Raw genomic sequence first — 16,581 nt, forward strand, 5'->3', positions numbered from 1 at the left:
CGCGCTGGACGTGGCTTCCCACCCGCCTCGGGTAGAATTCGTCGCACTGCCCGAAGGAGCCGGCCCGATGAATCTGGACGAAATCCACCACATCCGCAGCGAGGCCGACTGTCTCGTGCCCCCCGAGGCCATCGACGCGGCCATCGAACGGCTGGCCGGTGAAATCACCCACGCGCTGGCAGAAGCCAACCCGCTGGTGTTTGTCGTCATGAATGGCGGCGTGATCTTCTCCGGCCGCCTGTTGCCGAAGCTGCCCTTCCCGCTCGAGACCAGCTACCTGCACGCCACCCGCTACGGCGACCGCACCCACGGCGAGCGGCTTGAGTGGCGCGCCCAGCCGGCACAGTCGGTGCGCGGGCGCAACGTGCTGGTGCTCGACGACATCCTCGACGAAGGCCACACGCTGCACGCCATTCTCGACCACCTGCATGCCGAAGGCGCCAAGCGCGTACTCTCTGCGGTACTCGTGCACAAAACGCATGAGCGCAAGGCCGTGCCCGGCATGCGCGCCGACTTCACCGGCGTCGACGTTGCCGATCGCTTTCTGTTCGGCTGCGGCATGGACTACAAAGGCTACTGGCGCAACGCGCCGGGCATCTACGCAGTCAAAGGAATGTAGGAATCAAACTATGGTCATCACTTTCCAGTCACGCGCCGCCGCCGACGTCATCATGCTCGGCGACAGCGCCCGCCCGCTGCTGAAAATCCTCGGCAAGGATCCCGGCAGCCCACAGGGCATCATCACCGTCGAACAGCTACCCGAAGCCGTCGAGCGTCTGGGGCGGGCCATCGAAGCCGATCGCGAGCGCGCCCGGGCAGCCGAGCGCACCGACCCCGATCAGGGCGAACACGAAGACGCCCCGAAAGGCATGGCCGCGCCGGTCAACCTGCATCAGCGCGGCTGGCCGCTGCTCGACATGCTCCAGACTTCGCTGGCCGAAAAGACCCCGGTCACCTGGGGCAGTTAGGCCTCAGTTTCCACCCGGATTTCTCGCCACCACGTCGGCGCGCAGCACCGACTGCTCGACCACCAGGTCGGCAATGAGCGGACGGCTGGCGAGATAGTGCGGAGTCTGCTTGTGCGTTTGCAGGGCGTCCGGGCTGGTGTATATCTCGTACAGGTAGAAGGTATTGGCCTCGTCTTTCGCTTCGAGCACATCGAAGGTGAGGCAATCGGGCTCGTTCTCGACCGAGGCGCGCGCGTTGGGCAGCATGGCGGCGAGGTATGCGTCGCGGGCTCCCTCGCGGATCACGTTCTTGACGACGATGCAGTACATCTTTCCTCCTTGCGTTGGCATCCGAGTCGGGGGCTGGCACCATAACATGCACCTATCGACACAACGAAAACCCGAAGGAATGTGACATGAACAAACGCCCCGCCCCATTCAACGGCCTGCGCCATCTGGCGCTGGTGGTTCCGAATCTGGAGGAGTGCGAACGCTTCTACGTGGACATCATCGGCATGCAGGTGCTGCGCCGCGCCAGCCAGCATCTGGTGTACCTCACGCTCGGCAACGACAACCTGTCGCTGGGTCGCAGCCGCAAGGGCGAGGCTACCGGTGTGCAGTATCTGGACCACTTCGGCTTCATCGTCGACACCCGGGAGCAACTGCAGGAGTGGTACGAATTCATGCAGGCTCAAGGCGTAAACGTGCTCGACACCCCGCATGACCACGGCGACGGCGCGCGCAGCTTCCACATCACGGACCCGGCCGGCAACGTGATCCAGCCCATCTACCATCCTGCCATTTCGGGGCAGCGCTTCTCGGCGCCGGGCGGCTGAAGCCTCAGCCGGAAAGAACCGCGGGATCGACCGTGGCGAGCGCCTGAAAGGCCGGGCGGGCGAAGTAATAGCCTTGAAACAGCTCGACGCCCAGATCGCGCAGCGTGGCGTATTCGGCGGCGGTCTCAACGCCCTCGGCGATCACCGCGATGTCGAGATCGCGAGCCATCTGCAGGATGCCGCGCGAGATCGCGACACGGCAACGATCGCGGTCGATGCCGCGGATCAGCGCCATGTCGAGCTTGATCAGGTCGGACTGGAATTCCGCGAGCAGTCCAAGCCCGGCATAGCCCGCCCCGAAGTCGTCGATGGCGGTATGGAAGCCCTGCCCCTGATAGTGCTCGAGGATGTTGCGCAGATGCGGGTGGTCTTCGATGCGCTCGCCTTCGGTTACCTCGAAGATGATGCGGTCGATCGGAAAACCGTATTTCTCAGCCGCATTGAGCGTGGTGCGTATACACAACTCGGGGCGATACACCGCATTGGGCAGGAAGTTGATGCTGAGCATGCAATCCATGCCGAGCTCGGCCGCAAGGCGGATCGCCTTGACCCGGCAGGCCTGGTCGAAGCGATAGCGGTTGCTGTCGTTGACGTGCGCAAACACGCTGCCCGCGCCCTCACCGTTCAGACCGCGCACGAGGGCCTCGTGCGCGAATATCTCGCCGGTCGTGCTGTTCACGATGGGTTGATAGGCCATCGTGAAATCGAAATCGAGTCCGGCGCCGTTAAGGCACTCCGAACAACCAAGCGGGCGGAAGTCGGCAGGTTTTTGCATGGACACTCCCTGATACGCACAAACTCCCCGACGCAACGACGGGCGGAACCATTACAAACAAAAGCACTCTCCGCTGCAAGCGCCCTGTTGTGGGGCGCACCGCAGCACGAACCGATTCCCGCGAGGTGTCACCATGAGCGACCCGAACAAGAAAAAGCCGTTCCGCATATTCATCGACGACGTGAAGATTCGCCACACGTCCCACTGGGACGAAGACTTCATGAGCCGCGAGGAGCTGGAGGCGGCCTACGCCGTTCCCGACGAAAAGAAACCCTCCACGCCGGCTGACACGTCAGACAGCAAAGATGCCGGGAAGGACTGAGCGCGCACTCCTCTGTGCGGCCTTGGCACTGGGCAGCGCAACGGCGGTCAGCGCTTCAGCGCCGCCGCTGGTGGCCGTCGACATCGGCCATACGCTGGACGCACCCGGCGCCATCTCGGCACGTGGGCGCAGCGAGTTGGAGTTCAACCATGATCTGGCACTGAAAGTGGCCGACGCGCTGCAGGCCCTGGGCTTGCGCACCGTGCTGGTCAACGCCGATGGCCGTATCGAATCGCTGCAGGCGCGGCCAGCGAGCGTGGTGGAAGCCGATTTTTTCCTGTCCATCCACCATGACTCCACGAACGCATCGGAGCTGTCGGATTGGGAGTGGATGGGCAGCCCTCAGACCTTCTCCGACCAGTGGGCCGGGCATTCGACGTTCGTGTCCACGCGCAACCCCGACCTGGCGACGAGCCTGTTGTGCGGGCGCACCATCGGCGCCCGGATGCAGCGCGCGGGCTTCGTCCCGACCGACAAGAACGCCCGGCGGCGTGCCTACCTCGACGCCGAACACGCCGTGCATGCCTTCGACAATCTGATCGTGTTGTATCGCGCTGTTCAGCCGGCCCTGCTGTTCGAGGCGGGCGTGATCAAGCATCGCGACGAGGAGCTGCTGCTGCGCGACGCCGCGCGTCAGACGCGCATGGCGCAGGAAATCGCCACGGGTCTCAAGGCCTGCCTGACGGCGGGGCGCTGACGAATTGCGGCTCGGCCTCCAGCTCGACTCCGAACTGGCCCGCCACATCGGCACGGATGGCCTCGGCAATGCGCCGCACGTCGGCACCAGTAGCACCACCCCGATTGACCAGCACCAGCGCCTGCCGCTCGTAACTGCCCACCGGGCCAAGGTCGCGCCCTTTCCATCCGGCACGCTCGATGAGCCAGCCGGCAGCGACTTTGGCGCTGCCATCGGGCTGCGGATAGGCCGGCAATTCGGGGTGCTGTGCGCGCAGCCTCGCCAAGGTAGCGGCATCGACCAGCGGGTTCTTGAAGAAGCTGCCGGCGTTGCCGAGTTCGGCCGGGTCGGGCAGTTTGCGACGACGGATGTCGATCACCGCGTCCGACACGTCGCGCGGCAGCGGATCGGCCAGCCCACGCCGCGCCAGTTCGGCGGCGAGTTCGGCGTAGCCGGTCACCGCCTGCCAACGCTTGGGCAGTCGGAACGTGACCGAGACGATCAACCAGCGCCCGGCTTCCTCACGCTTGAACACGCTGTCGCGGTAGCCGAAGGCGCAATCGGCCGCTTCAAAGCGGCGCGTGCTGCCGTCCGCCAGCGACACCGCTTCGAGGTGATCAAACCGCGCCGCCAGTTCCAGCCCATAGGCGCCGATGTTCTGGATCGGTGCGGCGCCGACCGTACCGGGAATCAACGACAGGTTCTCCAGCCCGCCCCAGCCCTGATCCAGCGTCCAGCGCACGAAGTCGTGCCAGTTCTCGCCGCCACCCGCGCGCACCAGCACGCAGTCATCATCCTCACCGACCTGTTCGCGCCCGGCGACTGCGACCTGCAACACCCAGCCGGGGAAGTCTCCGTCGAGCACCACATTGCTGCCCCCACCGAGCACCAGGCGCGGCGAGTCGGTCCAGTCCGGGCGATCAACCAGCGCGGTGACTTGCTGCGCGTGTTCGATCACCGCCAGGTGTGCCGCACGTGCGCGCAGACCGAGCGTGTTCAGCCCGGTCAGGTCAGCATCGTCAACCATGTGCGGCGAGGCCTCCGGCGGCCGTTGCGGGATCGGGAACATGCGGTCGTAACCGAGGTTGAACACGAAGGCGTAGGCCACGTAGGACAGCGCCAGCCCGATGTCGGCGATCAGCGCGCTGAGCCAGTCCATGCCGGTCAGCCACATGATCACCGGCAGCGACAGCGTCAGCAGCCCACCCTCGAAGCCCAGTGCGTGCAGCACACGCAAGCGCAGGGGGCGCTGGTCGGCCTGGCGGCCGGTGAGGCGGCCTTCGCACCAGTCGAAGGCGGTGTTGTAACAACCATTCCAGACGGCCGCGATGAGTGCGATCAACACCATCAGCCAGATCGATTCGGACAGCGGCACACCGCTCAGCCACACGAAGGGCGGCGTGATCAGCAGCAGGCCGCCCACTTCGAAAAGCGCGATCTGCCGCACGCGGTCGGCAAAGGAACGGAGACGGGGGCGGGTTTTGTTCACTGCGGCTGGAATTTACAATGGCTTCGGTCACGCTTGAGTGCGTGGCACCCTCGCATGCGTTTGCGGCACCGCCGCAGCGCATTCCCCAAGCCGCCCGCGGACACCCCGCACGCGGCTACAACGACCGGCGACCGGCCGATCCAAGGCGACAGACTCTAGCATGCTTCCCCACCTCCTCCCCATCGCCTCCCTGATGCTCGGCACGGCCCTGCTGCTGCTCGGTAATGGCTTGATGTCGACGCTGATCGCGCTGCGCGGCAACCTCGAAGGTTTCAGCGATCAGCTGCTCGGCTTCATGGGCTCGGCCTACTTCGTCGGCTTCCTGCTCGGTACCTGGGTGGTGCCGCCGATGATCCGGCGCATCGGCCACATCCGCGCCTTCGCCTATTTCGCCTCGACCATCGCCGCGGTGATCCTGCTGCACTCGCTCATCGTCAATGCCACCGTGTGGTTGCTGCTGCGCTTGCTCATGGGGCTGGCGCTGGTCGGCTTCTATACCGTCATCGAAAGCTGGCTCAACAGCCGCAGCGCGCCCGAACAACGCGGCCAGATCTTCGCGGTGTACATGGTGGTGACCATGTCGGCGCTGGCCGCCGCGCAGCAATTGCTGCATTTCGCCTCGCCGGACAGCTTCGTGCTGTTCTCGATTGCCGCCGTGCTGGTGTGCCTGTCGGTGCTGCCGCTGTCGTCCACGCGCCAGCCACAACCCGAGATTCATCGCCTACCGCGCCTGACCGTCAGCAAGCTGTGGGCCGCCGCGCCGGCGGCCGTAGTCGGCGCCATAGTGTCGGGTCTGTCGATCGGCACCTTCTGGAGCATGGCGCCGCTGTATGCCGCGCGCCTCGGCCTGGACGCCAGCGGCGTGGCCATGCTGATGACGGTGACGATTATCGGCGGCGCCGTGCTGCAGTTGCCGCTCGGCCGTCTGTCGGATCGCTACGACCGCCGCCATATCCTGGCGCTGGCCGCGGCGGTCGGCTCCATCGGCGCGGTGCTGATGGCGCTCTTCAGCGGTTCGAACACGGCCCTGCTGATCTCGGCATTCCTGTTCGGCGGCATGGCTTTCGCCGTCTATCCGATCACCGTCGCCCACCTGATCGACCACCTGCCGCAAGAGCAGATCCTGTCCGGCAACGCCGGCATGCTGTTGCTGCACGGCGTCGGCGCCGTCTTCGGCCCGACCATTGCAGGCGTAATGATGGCCATTGGCGGCGCCCCTGCGTTGCCGGTGTTTTTCGCACTGACACTGGCGCCGCTGGCGGCCTTCGTAATGCTGCGCGCGCGCGGCCATACGGACGAGATCGTCGATGAAGCCGCTCAGTTCGTGCCGATGATCCGCACCACCGCCGCCGCCGCCGAGATCGTCACTGCCGTCGAGGAGCACCGTCTGGACCATCCCGCATCTGACACCAGCTCTGAAACCGCTCCGAGCCGCGAAACTGGCACCTGACGCCGCGTTCGGGCCAGAATACGGCGACGCCCCTCGGACCCGCGCATGCTCGAACTCGACCACATCGTGAAAACCTTCGGCGGCTTTCGGGCCGTCGATGGCTGTTCACTCACTGTCAGCGAGGGCGAAATCCTCGGCCTGATCGGCCCCAACGGTGCCGGCAAGACCACGCTGTTCAACCTCATCGCTGGCGCCTTCACGCCGGATCAAGGCCGCATCCGCTTTCTCGACGACGACATCACGGCCCTGCCGACCGCAGCACGCTTTCACCGCGGCTTGGTGCGCACCTTCCAGATCCCGCACGAATTCCACCGCCTCACCGCGCTCGAGAACCTGATGATGGTCCCGCCCGACCAGCCCGGCGAAAACCTGTTCGCCAACTGGTTCGACGCGAAGCGGGTCCGCGCCCGCGAGGCCGAAGTGCGCGCACGTGCCATGGCGACACTGGAATTCCTCGAACTCACGCAAGTCGCCGATGAGCTGGCCGGCCATCTCTCTGGCGGCCAGAAAAAGCTGCTCGAACTGGGCCGCACGATGATGACCGACGCAAAGCTCGTGCTGCTCGACGAACCCGCCGCGGGCGTCAACCGCACGCTGCTGCGCAAGCTCGAAGAGAAGATCGAGATCCTCAATCGCGAACGCGGCTACACCTTCATCCTGATCGAGCACGACATGGAAATGATCGCCCGCCTGTGCGGCCGCGTCGCCTGCATGGCCGAAGGCCGCGTGCTGATCGAAGGCGATTTCGCCACGGTGCGGAATGATCCGCACGTGCTGGAGGCTTACCTCGGTGAACATGTCGGCGAGGAAGAGGCATGAGCGCTGTTCTCAAGCCTCGCGAGCGCCGGGCGCGCACGCCCGCATGCACACATTACAGGCCTCGACCGGCCGGGATTTCGCCCCGGCGGGCGACCTTCTTTCTTGTAGTGCAACAAGAAAGAAGGCAAAGAAGTGCACCCCGCCGTCTCGGCCCTTCGGGCTTCCCTCGCTCCGGGCGGTTTCGCCGGCCGGTCCTGAACTCGCTGCGCTCAGACAGCAGGACCGGACTGCTTCGGCGAAACCACCCTGCACTCGGCGAGCCAGAGGGGAATTTGGTGCCCACAGAACCGCTCGAACAGGGCACTGGCGACTACGTACGGATCACGTCTTGTTTACCAACCCCTTCTGAGCCGCTGAGCGAAGAGTGCTCACGGCGGGGCCTTCCGGCCTTGCTGTCTGAGCGAAGCGAGTTCGCAAGGCCGGCCGCCGGGAGTGCGCGTAGCGAAGGAACCCCGAAGGGGCGGCGAGGAGGGCGCGTTTCTTTGCTTCCTTTCTTGCCGCGCAGCAAGAAAGGAAGTCGCCCGCCGGGGCGAACTCCCGGCCAGTCGAGGTCTACCGCAAGCGACTCTCACCACACAGCCGCAAACGTCAAAGGGGCGACCCGATGAGCGCCCCCCTGCTCACCATGGAGGCCGTGCGCGGCGGCTACGGCGAGGCCGACATCCTCGACGGCGTCAGCCTGCACGTGGATGCCGGCGAAATCGTCGTCATCGTCGGCCCCAACGGCGCCGGCAAGTCGAGCGCCATGAAGGCCGTATTCGGGCTGCTCACGGTGCGCGGCGGACGCATCACCTTCGACGGCGACGACATCACCGGCTGGACGCCGGACCGCATCGTGCGGCGCGGCATCTGCTTCGTGCCGCAGGTCGACAACGTGTTCCGCGAGATGAGCGTGCACGAGAACCTGGAGATGGGCGCCTTCCTGCGGCGCGGCGACCTGTCGGCGGCCTACGAGCGCGTCTACTCGCTGTTCCCGGATCTGCGCGACAAACGCCGCACGCTCGCCGGCAACCTCTCCGGCGGCCAACGCCAGATGGTTGCGATGGGACGCGCGTTAATGCTCGAGCCCAAACTGCTGCTGCTCGACGAGCCGACGGCCGGGCTGTCGCCCAAATACATGGAGCAGATCTTCCAGATCACACGCGACGTGCGCGACGCCGACGTGGCGATCCTGCTGGTGGAGCAGCATGCCAAGCAGGCGCTGGCCTTCTGCGACCGCGGCTACGTGCTGACTACGGGTGCCAACCGCTGCGACGGCACGGGTGCCGAGTTGCTCGCCGACCCTGAAGTGGTGCAGCTCTTCCTCGGAGGCCAAGCCACGTAATGGACGCCTACGAGTTCATCAACTTCCACCTGATTCCCGGCCTGTTGCTGGGCTCGATCTATGCGCTCGGCGCGATCGGCGTGACGCTGGTCTTCGGCATCCTGCGCTTTGCGCATCTGGCGCACGGCGACCTGCTGACGCTGGGCGCCTTCCTGGCGCTGGGCGTGGTCACCTTCAGCGGCATGGACCCGTGGTTCGCGCTGCCGGTGGCGATGCTGCTCACCGCCGGCGCGGCGCTGCTGATCGACGCCACCTGCTATGACTACCTGCGCGAGCGGCCCAAGATCCTCACCGTGATGGCCTCGCTCGGCGTCGCGCTGATGGTGCGTGCAGTGGTGCAGATGGGCTGGGGCACCGACCCCACGACCTACGCCACAGGCATCGTGCGGCCGGAGGAATACTTCGGCTTCATCCTGCTGCGCGAACGCGAGATCCTGACCTTTGGCGCGGTGATCGTCATCGTTGCCGCGCTGGAAGCCTTTCTGCGACTCACGCGCTGGGGCCGCGCGATGCGCGCGATGTCCGACAACCCCGATCTGGCGCGCCTGTGCGGCGTGGACAACCGGCGGGTGGTGCGCCTGACCTGGGTCATCGTCGGCATGCTGTGCGCCGCGGCCGGCTTCCTGCTCGGCATCAACACCGAGGTGTGGGCCATGATGGGCTGGTGGGCGCTGCTGCCGATCTTCGCCGCGGCCATTCTCGGCGGCGTCGGGCGCATCGACGGTGCCGTGCTGGGCGGGCTGGTCATCGGGCTGGCCGAGGAACTCTCGGTGTTGGTGCTGCCGACGCAATACAAGAGCGCCACCGCCTTCGTCATCCTGCTGCTGGTGCTGCTGCTGCGCCCGCGCGGCATCCTCAAAGGCAAGGTGCTCTGATGGACGCCCTCGGCCTACTCAACTACGCGCTGTTCATCCTGATCCTGGTCGGCATCTACGGCCTGATGTCGCTCGGACTCAACGTGCAGTGGGGGCTGACCGGCCTGTTCAACGCCGGCATCGCCGGCTTCTTCGCGATTGGCGCCTACGCTTCAGCCATCCTCACCAGCCCGGCCGTTGCTGGAAGAATCGGCGGCTTCGCCTTGCCGGTGCCGCTGGGCTGGCTCGCCGCCATGGCGCTGGCAGCGCTCCTCGCCTGGCCGATCGGCAAAGTGTGCCTGCGCCTGCGCTCGGACTATCTGGCGATTGCCACCATCGGCGTGGCCGAAATCATCCGTCTGGCGATCCGCTCGGAAGACTGGCTCACCGGCGGCGTGCGCGGCATCGCCAACATCCCGCGGCCCTTAGGCGAGCTGCCGTATCTGGCTTCGCAGTTCGCCTACCTGACGCTGGTGGTGGCGGTCGTTGTCGTGGCCTACCTGCTGGTCGAGCGCCAGTTGCGCTCGCCCTGGGGGCGCATGATGCGCGCCATCCGCGACAATGAAGCCGCAGCCGCCGCAATGGGCAAACGGGTGGAGGCACGCCGGCTCGAAGCCTTCATCCTCGGTTCGGCGCTGATGGGGCTGGCCGGTGCGCTGTTCGTGCATTTCAACCGCGCCATAACGCCCGACGCCATCGATCCGATGATCGTCACCTTCCTCGTCTGGATCATGTTGATCCTCGGCGGCTCGGGCAACAACCGCGGCGCGCTGCTTGGCGCGCTGGTGATCTGGCTGATCTGGTCGCTGTCCGAACTGCTCACCGACCGGCTTCCGACCGAAGTCGCGATACAGGCAAAATACGCACGCATGTTCCTGATCGGGCTGGCGCTGCAACTGGTGCTGCGCTTCCGCCCGGACGGCATCCTGCCGGAACAACGCCGCACACGAAAACAGGACCCGCCATGATCCGCAAGCATCTCTTTATCGCGGCCACCGCCACCGCGCTCACCACCCCGGCCGTCGCGCAGGACGCAAAAATCGGCCTGCTGTTCGGCATCTCCGGCGCGATTTCGGCGATGGCGCCAACCATGGTCGAGGCCTCGCGCCTGGCCGTCGAGCAGGTCAACGCCCAGGGCGGCATCCTCAACGGCCGCAAGCTGGTGCCGGTGCTCGGCGACAGCGGCTGCAACCCGCAGAACGCCACCGACGCCGCCAGCAAGGCGGTCAACCTCGACGGCGTGCTCGCCATCGTCGGCCCGAGCTGCTCGGGCGCGGTGCTGGCCGCCGCAAACTCGGTGGCCGTACCGGCCGGCGTGACCATCGTGTCGCCGTCGTCCACCTCGCCGCAGGTCACCAAAATCGTCGACAAGGATCAGGTCTTCCGCACCGTTCCGTCCGACGCCTACCAGGGCGTCGCGCTTGCCCGCAGCCTGCTCGCACGCGGCACCAAGACCGTGGCCGTAACCTATCTGGCCAACGACTACGGCACGGGTCTGGCCCAAGCCTTCAAGGCTGAATATGAAGCCAGGGGCGGCAAACTCGCCGCCTTCCAGCAGCACGACGGCGCCAAGGCCTCTTACCGCTCAGAGCTCTCAAAGCTGTCGCGCAGCGGCGCCGACACGCTGGTGATCTTCGACTACGGCGACGGCACCGGCCTGACCCTGCTTCGCCAATCGCTGGAGAACGGCTTTTTCAAGCACTTCGTCGGCGCCGACGGCATGAAATCCGAAGCCATGATCCGCGCCATCGGCGCCAGGAACCTCAGCACCCTGCTGGTCTCCGCCCCGATCGGCGCGGGCGAACAGGCGCTCGAAATCTTCCGCAAGAGCTTCACCGCCAAGGGAGGCAACCCGGACGGGATCTTTGCCACCACGTCCTACGACGCCGCCTTCCTGCTCGCGCTGGCCATCGAACACGCCGGTGGCGAGCGCAACAAGATCGCCGCCTCACTGCGCGCCGTCGCCAGCGCGCCGGGTGAGCCCGTGCTGCCCGGCGAATGGGCCAAGGCCAAGAAGCTGATCGCTGCGGGCAAGGACATCGACTACCGCGGCGCAGCCGGCGACCACGAGTTCGACGCCAACGGCGACGTGCCCGGCGCCTACGCGCTGTTCCGCGTCCAGGGCGAAGGCTTCGAAGCCATCGGCCGGATGGAGTAAGCCTTTCTGGCGCGTCACTTGCTTGTCTTTGCGGGCATGAAATCGCCCGGAAAGACAACGTGAGCCAGGCACACCCCACCGAAGCCGCCGACGGACCGCTGTCCGCCTTCTGGCGCGAGCAGGAAATGCTCTTGCTGCAGCAGGTGACCGGGCTGATCGGCAAGAGCCTGTCGCCCGACGTGGTGCTGCGCGAGATGCTGCACCTGCTCTCCGAGCTTCTGGGGCTGAACCGTGGCCGCATCGTGCTGCGCGACGACGGCGCCGAGACCTGCAGCATCCGCTACGCCTACGGGCTCACCCGCGACGAAGCCGCGCGCGGGCGCTACCGACTCGGCGAAGGCGTGACAGGCACCGTTCTGGCGCGCGAACACCTCGTCATCGTGCAGGACATCGATCGCGAGGAGCTGTTTCTGGCGCGCGCGGTGCAACGCGACAAGCTGCCGGAGGGCCCGGTGTCGTTCATCGCCCTGCCCATCCGCATCGAGCAGAAGACCATCGGCGTGCTGGCCTGCCACCGCATCCGCACGCGCAACCGCAGCATTGCCGACGATGTGTCGATGCTGCGCATCCTCGCCACGCTGACCGGCCAGTTGCTGTCGCTGCATTCCATGATGGAAGCGCGCACACGCGAACTGCAGCAGCAGAACGCCATGCTCACGCGCGCCCTGCAATCGGGCAGCGCGCGCTACGGCATCCTCGGCACCGCGCCGCCGCTGCTGCGCGCCATCGCCGAGCTGGAGCAGGTTTCCGACACCACCGCCAGCGTGCTGCTGCTGGGTGAATCCGGCACGGGCAAGGAACTGTTCGCGCGGGCCCTGCACCTGGCCAGCCCGCGCCGTGACCGCCCTTTCGTGCGCGTGAACTGCGCGGCGATCCCCGAAACCCTGTTCGAGTCCGAACTGTTCGGCTACGAGCGCGGCGCCTTTACCGGCGCGGCCGGCCAGCGCGAAGGCCTGTTCGAGCAGGCCGACGGCGGCACGCTGTTTCTGGATGAAGTCGGCGAGCTGCCGCTGACGCTGCAGGGCAAGCTGCTGCGCACGCTGCAGGAAGGCACCATCACACGCCTGGGCGGCAAGCGCGAGCTGAAGGTCGACGTGCGCGTGGTCACTGCCACCAACCGCAATCTCGACCACGAGGTGGCACGCGGCCAGTTCCGGCAGGATCTGTTCTACCGGCTCAACGTCATCCCCATCCGCCTGCCCTCGCTGGCCGAGCGCCGTGAGGACGTCCGCGCGCTGGCGCTGCACTTTCTCAACCGCGCCAACCAGGCCAACCAGCGCAACGTGAACCTCACCACCGAGGCCTACGACCGGCTCGAACGCCACCCCTGGCCGGGCAACATCCGCGAGCTGGCCAATCTGGTTGAACGCGTGGTGTTGCTGGCGGATCGCACGACGGTGGACGCCGCCATGCTCGAACGCTTCCTGCCCGCCGAGCCCGCCGCCGCACCGGCTGCACGCGCCAGCAGTCCGGCCCTTGGTGACGAGATCGACGGGCTCGTGCGCCCCTATCTGGCGGCGGCATCGCACCCCGCCAGCACCCTGGTTGATGCCGTTGCGCGCTGCGGCGGCAACAAGTCGCGCGCGGCACAGATGCTCGGCCTGACGGCAAGGCAGTTCGGCTACCGCTGGAAGAAGGCCGGGCTCGATCAGACCGACAGAATGTAGACAGTGTCTACATTCTGTACGCCACCCTGCAGATCTGCCGCGGCGCGCTCAAACGAAAAAACTCCATACACAACAACACTTTCCGCAAACATCCGACAACTGGCACAGCACTTGCGAATTGAGCTTCGAGTCCGTCGTTCCACAAGCGGACCGCGAAACCACATTCAGGAGAGTGCAGTGACCACCGCTACCGAGACCCCGACCACCGTCAAAACCCACCTTAGGCCCATCGACCGCGACGGCCTGATGAAATTTGCCGAGATGGGCCGCAACGACCCGTCGCGCCGCGGCACCAACAAGATCCACACCGTCACCGAAGGCCAGTACCGCACGCTCAGCTACACCGGCCGCAACGACGCCGTCGTCGTCGACGAGCCGCTGCACCTCTTCGGCCAGGACACCGCGCCGGCACCCGGCGAGATCGTGCTGTCCGGTCTGGGCGGCTGCCTGGCCGTCGGCATCATCGCCGTGTCGACCTGGAAGCAGGTCAAGCTCAGCAAGCTCGAACTCTTCCTCGAAGGCGACATCGGCAACCCGGCCGCCTGGGGTGCCGGCGGTGCCGAAATGCAGCCGCCGCAGATGGGCTTCCAGGACATCCGCGTGAAGGTGCTGATCGAGGGCGACGCCCCGCGCGAAGTGCTCGACGAGATCGTGCAACACGCCAACTTCTATTCGCCGGTGGCCAACACCCTGCGCAACCCGATCCCGTTCAGCATCGGTCTGGCCGACTGAAGCGCCCTCGCCCGTACCCGAACGGGTGCGGGCTCTTCGGAGGAACCCGACATGAATCTCGCCGAGGCCCACGCGAATCTGGCGACCCAGCCCACGCTGGTGAGTGCCGTCGAGGCGATTGCCGATGGCCCCCTCGCCAAGGCCGCCAACCGCATCGACCACGAAGGCTATTACCCGCTCGCCGAGATGCGCGCGCTGGCCGGTGCCGGTGCCTTCGGCGCGCATCTGGACCGCAACGGCACGCAGGTCGGCACCGCCATCGACGCCATGCGCGCCATCAGCCGGCGCTGCGGCTCGACCGGCTTCCTGACCTGGTGCCACGACGTGTGCGGCCTGTACATGGAGCAGTCCGGCAACCCGGCGCTGACCGGCCAGGTGCTGGCCGATCACACCGCCGGCCTGACATTCGGCGGCACCGCGCTGTCGAACCCGATGAAGACCTTCGCCGGCATCGAAACCATGCTGCTCAAGGCCGAGAAGGTGGCCGGCGGCTACCGCGTATCGGGCGCCCTGCCGTGGGTCAGCCACATCGCGCCGGGGCAGTATTGCGGCGCGATTGCGCGGGTGAACAAGACTGACGGCAGCCGCTCGCACGAGATCATGTTCCTGCTGCGCTTCACCGACGACGTGGTGCTGCGCCAGTGCCCGGAGTTCTCCGGCATGGAAGGCACCAGCACCTGGGGCGTGCGGCTCGACAACCATTTCGTCAGCGAGGACAACCTCATCGCCGACCCGGCCCAGCCCTTCATCGCGCGCATCCGCGGCGCCTTCATCCTGCTGCAGTGCGGCATGGCGATGGGTGTGGTGCAGGGCGCGATCGACTCGATGCTCGAAGTCGAGCCGCTGCTGGGCCACGTAAACAAGTTCCTGCACGACCGGCCGGACGAACTGCAGGCCGAGTACGACGATCTGGGCGCGCGCATCTTCAGGCTCGCCGAAACCCCTTGCGACGGCAGCAAGGATTACCTCATCGACGTGCTCGACACGCGCGCGGCCGGCGCCGAGTTGTCGCTGCGCGCCACGCAGTCGGCGCTGCTGCATCAGGGCGCGCGCGGCTACCTGATGGACTCGGCCCCGCAGCGGCGCATCCGCGAGGCGCATTTCGTAGCCATCGTCACACCGGCCATCAAGCACCTGCGCTGGGAGATGGATCGACTGTCGCGTGAGGAGATGCCGGCATGAGCGCCTCCGCCAACGCCCCCTGGCGCCAGTTCATCTGCCGCGCCTGCGGCCTGATCTACGACGAGGAAGTTGGCGACGCCGACAGCGGACTCGCGCCGGGAACACGCTTCGAGGACATCCCGGACGACTGGGTATGCCCGCTATGTGGCGTCATCAAGGCCGACTTCGAGCCCTACGAGGCCGTGACGTGCGCGCCGGCCAGTGGCTCCTCCCCGGCGATCTCGCGCAAGGCCGGCGTAGTCGTGGTCGGCGGCGGACACGCCGGCTGGGCGGTGGTCGAAGCCATCCGCGCGCTCGACGCCGAAGTGCCGATCACGCTGGTCAGCGCCTGCCCGGCAGACCGCTATCACAAGCCCGAGTTGTCCATCGCCATGTCGCGCGGCACCACGCCGGAGGCGCTGGTGCGCGAAGCCGGGCAGGAAGCCGCCCGACGGCTCGGCGTGCGTCTGCTGTGCGACACCTTTGCCACCGGCCTGTCGCCTGCCCTGCACCAGCTGCGCACCACGCGCGGCACCCTGCCCTACACCCATCTCGTGCTCGCCCAAGGTGCACGCCCCGCACTGCCCGTGGGCCTGCCGGCAAAGCTGTGCTGGCGCGTGAATGACCTCACCGGCTGGAGCAGACTGCACGCCAAACTGGCCGGCAAGCACCGCCACGTGGTCATCGTCGGCGCCGGCATGGTCGGTTGCGAACTGGCCGAGGACTTCATTCACGCCGGCCACCAGGTCACCCTCATCGACGTGGCCGACGAACCGCTCGCGGCACTCCTGCCCCTGCAGGCCGCACAACGCCTGCGCGAACACCTGCAGAGCCTTGGGGTGCGCTTCATCGGCGGCACGCAAGTGATTCGGGTGACGCCGCGCGACGACGCCGCACGCGTCATCGAGCTGGCCGACGGCCAGACGCTCACCTGTAACGAAGTGGTGGCAGCCACCGGGCTGGCGACCGAATCGCGTCTGGCACGCGGCGCCGGGCTGGCCTTCGAGCGCGGCATCGTTGTCGATCCGGCCACGCTCGCGACCAGCGCGCCGGACGTCTTCGCGCTGGGCGATTGCATCAGCCTCGACGGCCAGCCGTGCCGCTTCATCGAACCCATCGCGCGACAGGCCGCGAGCATCGCGCGCGCCGTCCTCGCCCTGCCGTGCGACGCATGCACCCATGAGCCGCCGGTCATCCGCCTCAAGACGCGCTCCATGCCGCTGGTGCTGCGCGGCCGGCCTTGCAGCGATCTCGACTGGCAGACCGTCGCCGACGACCCCGGCTACCTATTCATGCAGCAACTGCGCGACGGCACCCCCGCCGCCAGCCTCGAACTCGGCACGCCACCCGCGCGCCGGACCACCTGATCGC

General features: G+C 66.8%; 18 protein-coding genes and 1 pseudogene. 15 read left to right on the forward strand and 4 right to left on the reverse strand.

Going from position 1 to position 16,581, the window contains the following annotated elements:
- Nucleotides 1–67: 67 nt before the first annotated feature.
- Together AC6H0N_RS14855 and AC6H0N_RS14860 are read left to right on the forward strand one after the other, a co-directional pair.
- On the forward strand, nucleotides 68–619 hold the full coding sequence (locus AC6H0N_RS14855) for a hypoxanthine-guanine phosphoribosyltransferase (RefSeq protein WP_497574903.1): 552 nt from the start codon (nucleotides 68–70) through the stop codon (nucleotides 617–619).
- Nucleotides 620–629: 10 nt separating this feature from the next.
- On the forward strand, nucleotides 630–968 hold the full coding sequence (locus tag AC6H0N_RS14860) for a DUF1840 domain-containing protein (protein WP_497574904.1): 339 nt from the start codon (nucleotides 630–632) through the stop codon (nucleotides 966–968).
- Between the two features lie 3 nt (nucleotides 969–971).
- On the opposite strand, the gene AC6H0N_RS14865 is transcribed toward AC6H0N_RS14860, so the two are convergent.
- On the reverse strand, nucleotides 972–1,277 hold the full coding sequence (locus AC6H0N_RS14865) for a putative quinol monooxygenase (RefSeq protein ID WP_497574905.1): 306 nt from the start codon (nucleotides 1,275–1,277) through the stop codon (nucleotides 972–974).
- Between the two features lie 86 nt (nucleotides 1,278–1,363).
- Between AC6H0N_RS14865 and AC6H0N_RS14870 the strand changes: the two genes are divergently transcribed.
- Nucleotides 1,364–1,783, forward strand: coding sequence for a VOC family protein (locus tag AC6H0N_RS14870; RefSeq protein WP_497574906.1), 420 nt, complete (start codon nucleotides 1,364–1,366; stop codon nucleotides 1,781–1,783).
- Nucleotides 1,784–1,787: 4 nt separating this feature from the next.
- Here the strand turns inward: AC6H0N_RS14870 and AC6H0N_RS14875 are convergent, their stop codons facing one another.
- Entirely contained in the window at nucleotides 1,788–2,558 is a 771-nt protein-coding gene (locus AC6H0N_RS14875; RefSeq protein WP_497574907.1) for an EAL domain-containing protein, read from the reverse strand.
- Nucleotides 2,559–2,691: 133 nt separating this feature from the next.
- Between AC6H0N_RS14875 and AC6H0N_RS14880 the strand changes: the two genes are divergently transcribed.
- Both AC6H0N_RS14880 and AC6H0N_RS14885 read left to right on the forward strand, forming a co-directional pair.
- Nucleotides 2,692–2,880: a hypothetical protein gene (locus tag AC6H0N_RS14880; protein ID WP_497574908.1), complete on the forward strand. Its 189-nt coding sequence runs from the start codon at nucleotides 2,692–2,694 to the stop codon at nucleotides 2,878–2,880.
- Complete coding sequence (locus AC6H0N_RS14885; RefSeq protein WP_497574909.1) at nucleotides 2,864–3,577, forward strand: N-acetylmuramoyl-L-alanine amidase family protein; 714 nt, start codon at nucleotides 2,864–2,866, stop codon at nucleotides 3,575–3,577. Before AC6H0N_RS14880 ends, AC6H0N_RS14885 begins: the two co-directional genes overlap by 17 nt.
- On the opposite strand, the gene murB is transcribed toward AC6H0N_RS14885, so the two are convergent.
- Together murB and AC6H0N_RS14895 are read right to left on the reverse strand one after the other, a co-directional pair.
- Nucleotides 3,549–4,625, reverse strand: a complete 1,077-nt coding sequence (gene murB / locus AC6H0N_RS14890) for a UDP-N-acetylmuramate dehydrogenase (RefSeq protein WP_497575034.1) — start codon at nucleotides 4,623–4,625, stop codon at nucleotides 3,549–3,551. The genes AC6H0N_RS14885 and murB overlap by 29 nt on opposite strands.
- Nucleotides 4,626–4,628: 3 nt before the next feature.
- Nucleotides 4,629–5,045, reverse strand: a pseudogene (locus AC6H0N_RS14895) (PACE efflux transporter); the annotation flags it as partial.
- Between the two features lie 160 nt (nucleotides 5,046–5,205).
- On the opposite strand from AC6H0N_RS14895, the gene AC6H0N_RS14900 reads away from it, so the two are divergent.
- From AC6H0N_RS14900 to AC6H0N_RS14945, 10 genes are all read left to right on the forward strand, one after another.
- Nucleotides 5,206–6,495, forward strand: coding sequence for an MFS transporter (locus tag AC6H0N_RS14900; RefSeq protein WP_497574910.1), 1,290 nt, complete (start codon nucleotides 5,206–5,208; stop codon nucleotides 6,493–6,495).
- A 45-nt stretch (nucleotides 6,496–6,540) separates the two neighbouring features.
- Nucleotides 6,541–7,314 (forward strand): ABC transporter ATP-binding protein, encoded by a 774-nt coding sequence (locus AC6H0N_RS14905; protein ID WP_497574911.1) that lies wholly within the window; start codon nucleotides 6,541–6,543, stop codon nucleotides 7,312–7,314.
- A 604-nt stretch (nucleotides 7,315–7,918) separates the two neighbouring features.
- On the forward strand, nucleotides 7,919–8,638 hold the full coding sequence (locus AC6H0N_RS14910) for an ABC transporter ATP-binding protein (RefSeq protein WP_497574912.1): 720 nt from the start codon (nucleotides 7,919–7,921) through the stop codon (nucleotides 8,636–8,638).
- The gene (locus tag AC6H0N_RS14915) at nucleotides 8,638–9,513 is read left to right on the forward strand and encodes a branched-chain amino acid ABC transporter permease (RefSeq protein ID WP_497574913.1); all 876 of its coding nucleotides are present in this window, start codon (nucleotides 8,638–8,640) and stop codon (nucleotides 9,511–9,513) included. The genes AC6H0N_RS14910 and AC6H0N_RS14915 overlap by 1 nt, the downstream gene beginning before the upstream one ends.
- Nucleotides 9,513–10,460, forward strand: a complete 948-nt coding sequence (locus AC6H0N_RS14920) for a branched-chain amino acid ABC transporter permease (RefSeq protein ID WP_497574914.1) — start codon at nucleotides 9,513–9,515, stop codon at nucleotides 10,458–10,460. Before AC6H0N_RS14915 ends, AC6H0N_RS14920 begins: the two co-directional genes overlap by 1 nt.
- Complete coding sequence (locus AC6H0N_RS14925) at nucleotides 10,457–11,650, forward strand: ABC transporter substrate-binding protein (RefSeq protein WP_497574915.1); 1,194 nt, start codon at nucleotides 10,457–10,459, stop codon at nucleotides 11,648–11,650. Before AC6H0N_RS14920 ends, AC6H0N_RS14925 begins: the two co-directional genes overlap by 4 nt.
- Nucleotides 11,651–11,709: 59 nt before the next feature.
- Complete coding sequence (locus tag AC6H0N_RS14930; RefSeq protein ID WP_497574916.1) at nucleotides 11,710–13,317, forward strand: sigma-54-dependent Fis family transcriptional regulator; 1,608 nt, start codon at nucleotides 11,710–11,712, stop codon at nucleotides 13,315–13,317.
- A gap of 177 nt (nucleotides 13,318–13,494) precedes the next feature.
- The gene (locus AC6H0N_RS14935) at nucleotides 13,495–14,049 is read left to right on the forward strand and encodes an OsmC family protein (protein WP_497574917.1); all 555 of its coding nucleotides are present in this window, start codon (nucleotides 13,495–13,497) and stop codon (nucleotides 14,047–14,049) included.
- A gap of 51 nt (nucleotides 14,050–14,100) precedes the next feature.
- Nucleotides 14,101–15,231, forward strand: a complete 1,131-nt coding sequence (locus tag AC6H0N_RS14940; RefSeq protein ID WP_497574918.1) for an acyl-CoA dehydrogenase family protein — start codon at nucleotides 14,101–14,103, stop codon at nucleotides 15,229–15,231.
- Entirely contained in the window at nucleotides 15,228–16,577 is a 1,350-nt protein-coding gene (locus AC6H0N_RS14945; protein WP_497574919.1) for an FAD-dependent oxidoreductase, read from the forward strand. The genes AC6H0N_RS14940 and AC6H0N_RS14945 overlap by 4 nt, the downstream gene beginning before the upstream one ends.
- Nucleotides 16,578–16,581 lie beyond the last annotated feature (4 nt).

It is taken from the genome of Pseudazoarcus sp. NS34, from assembly GCF_059703725.1.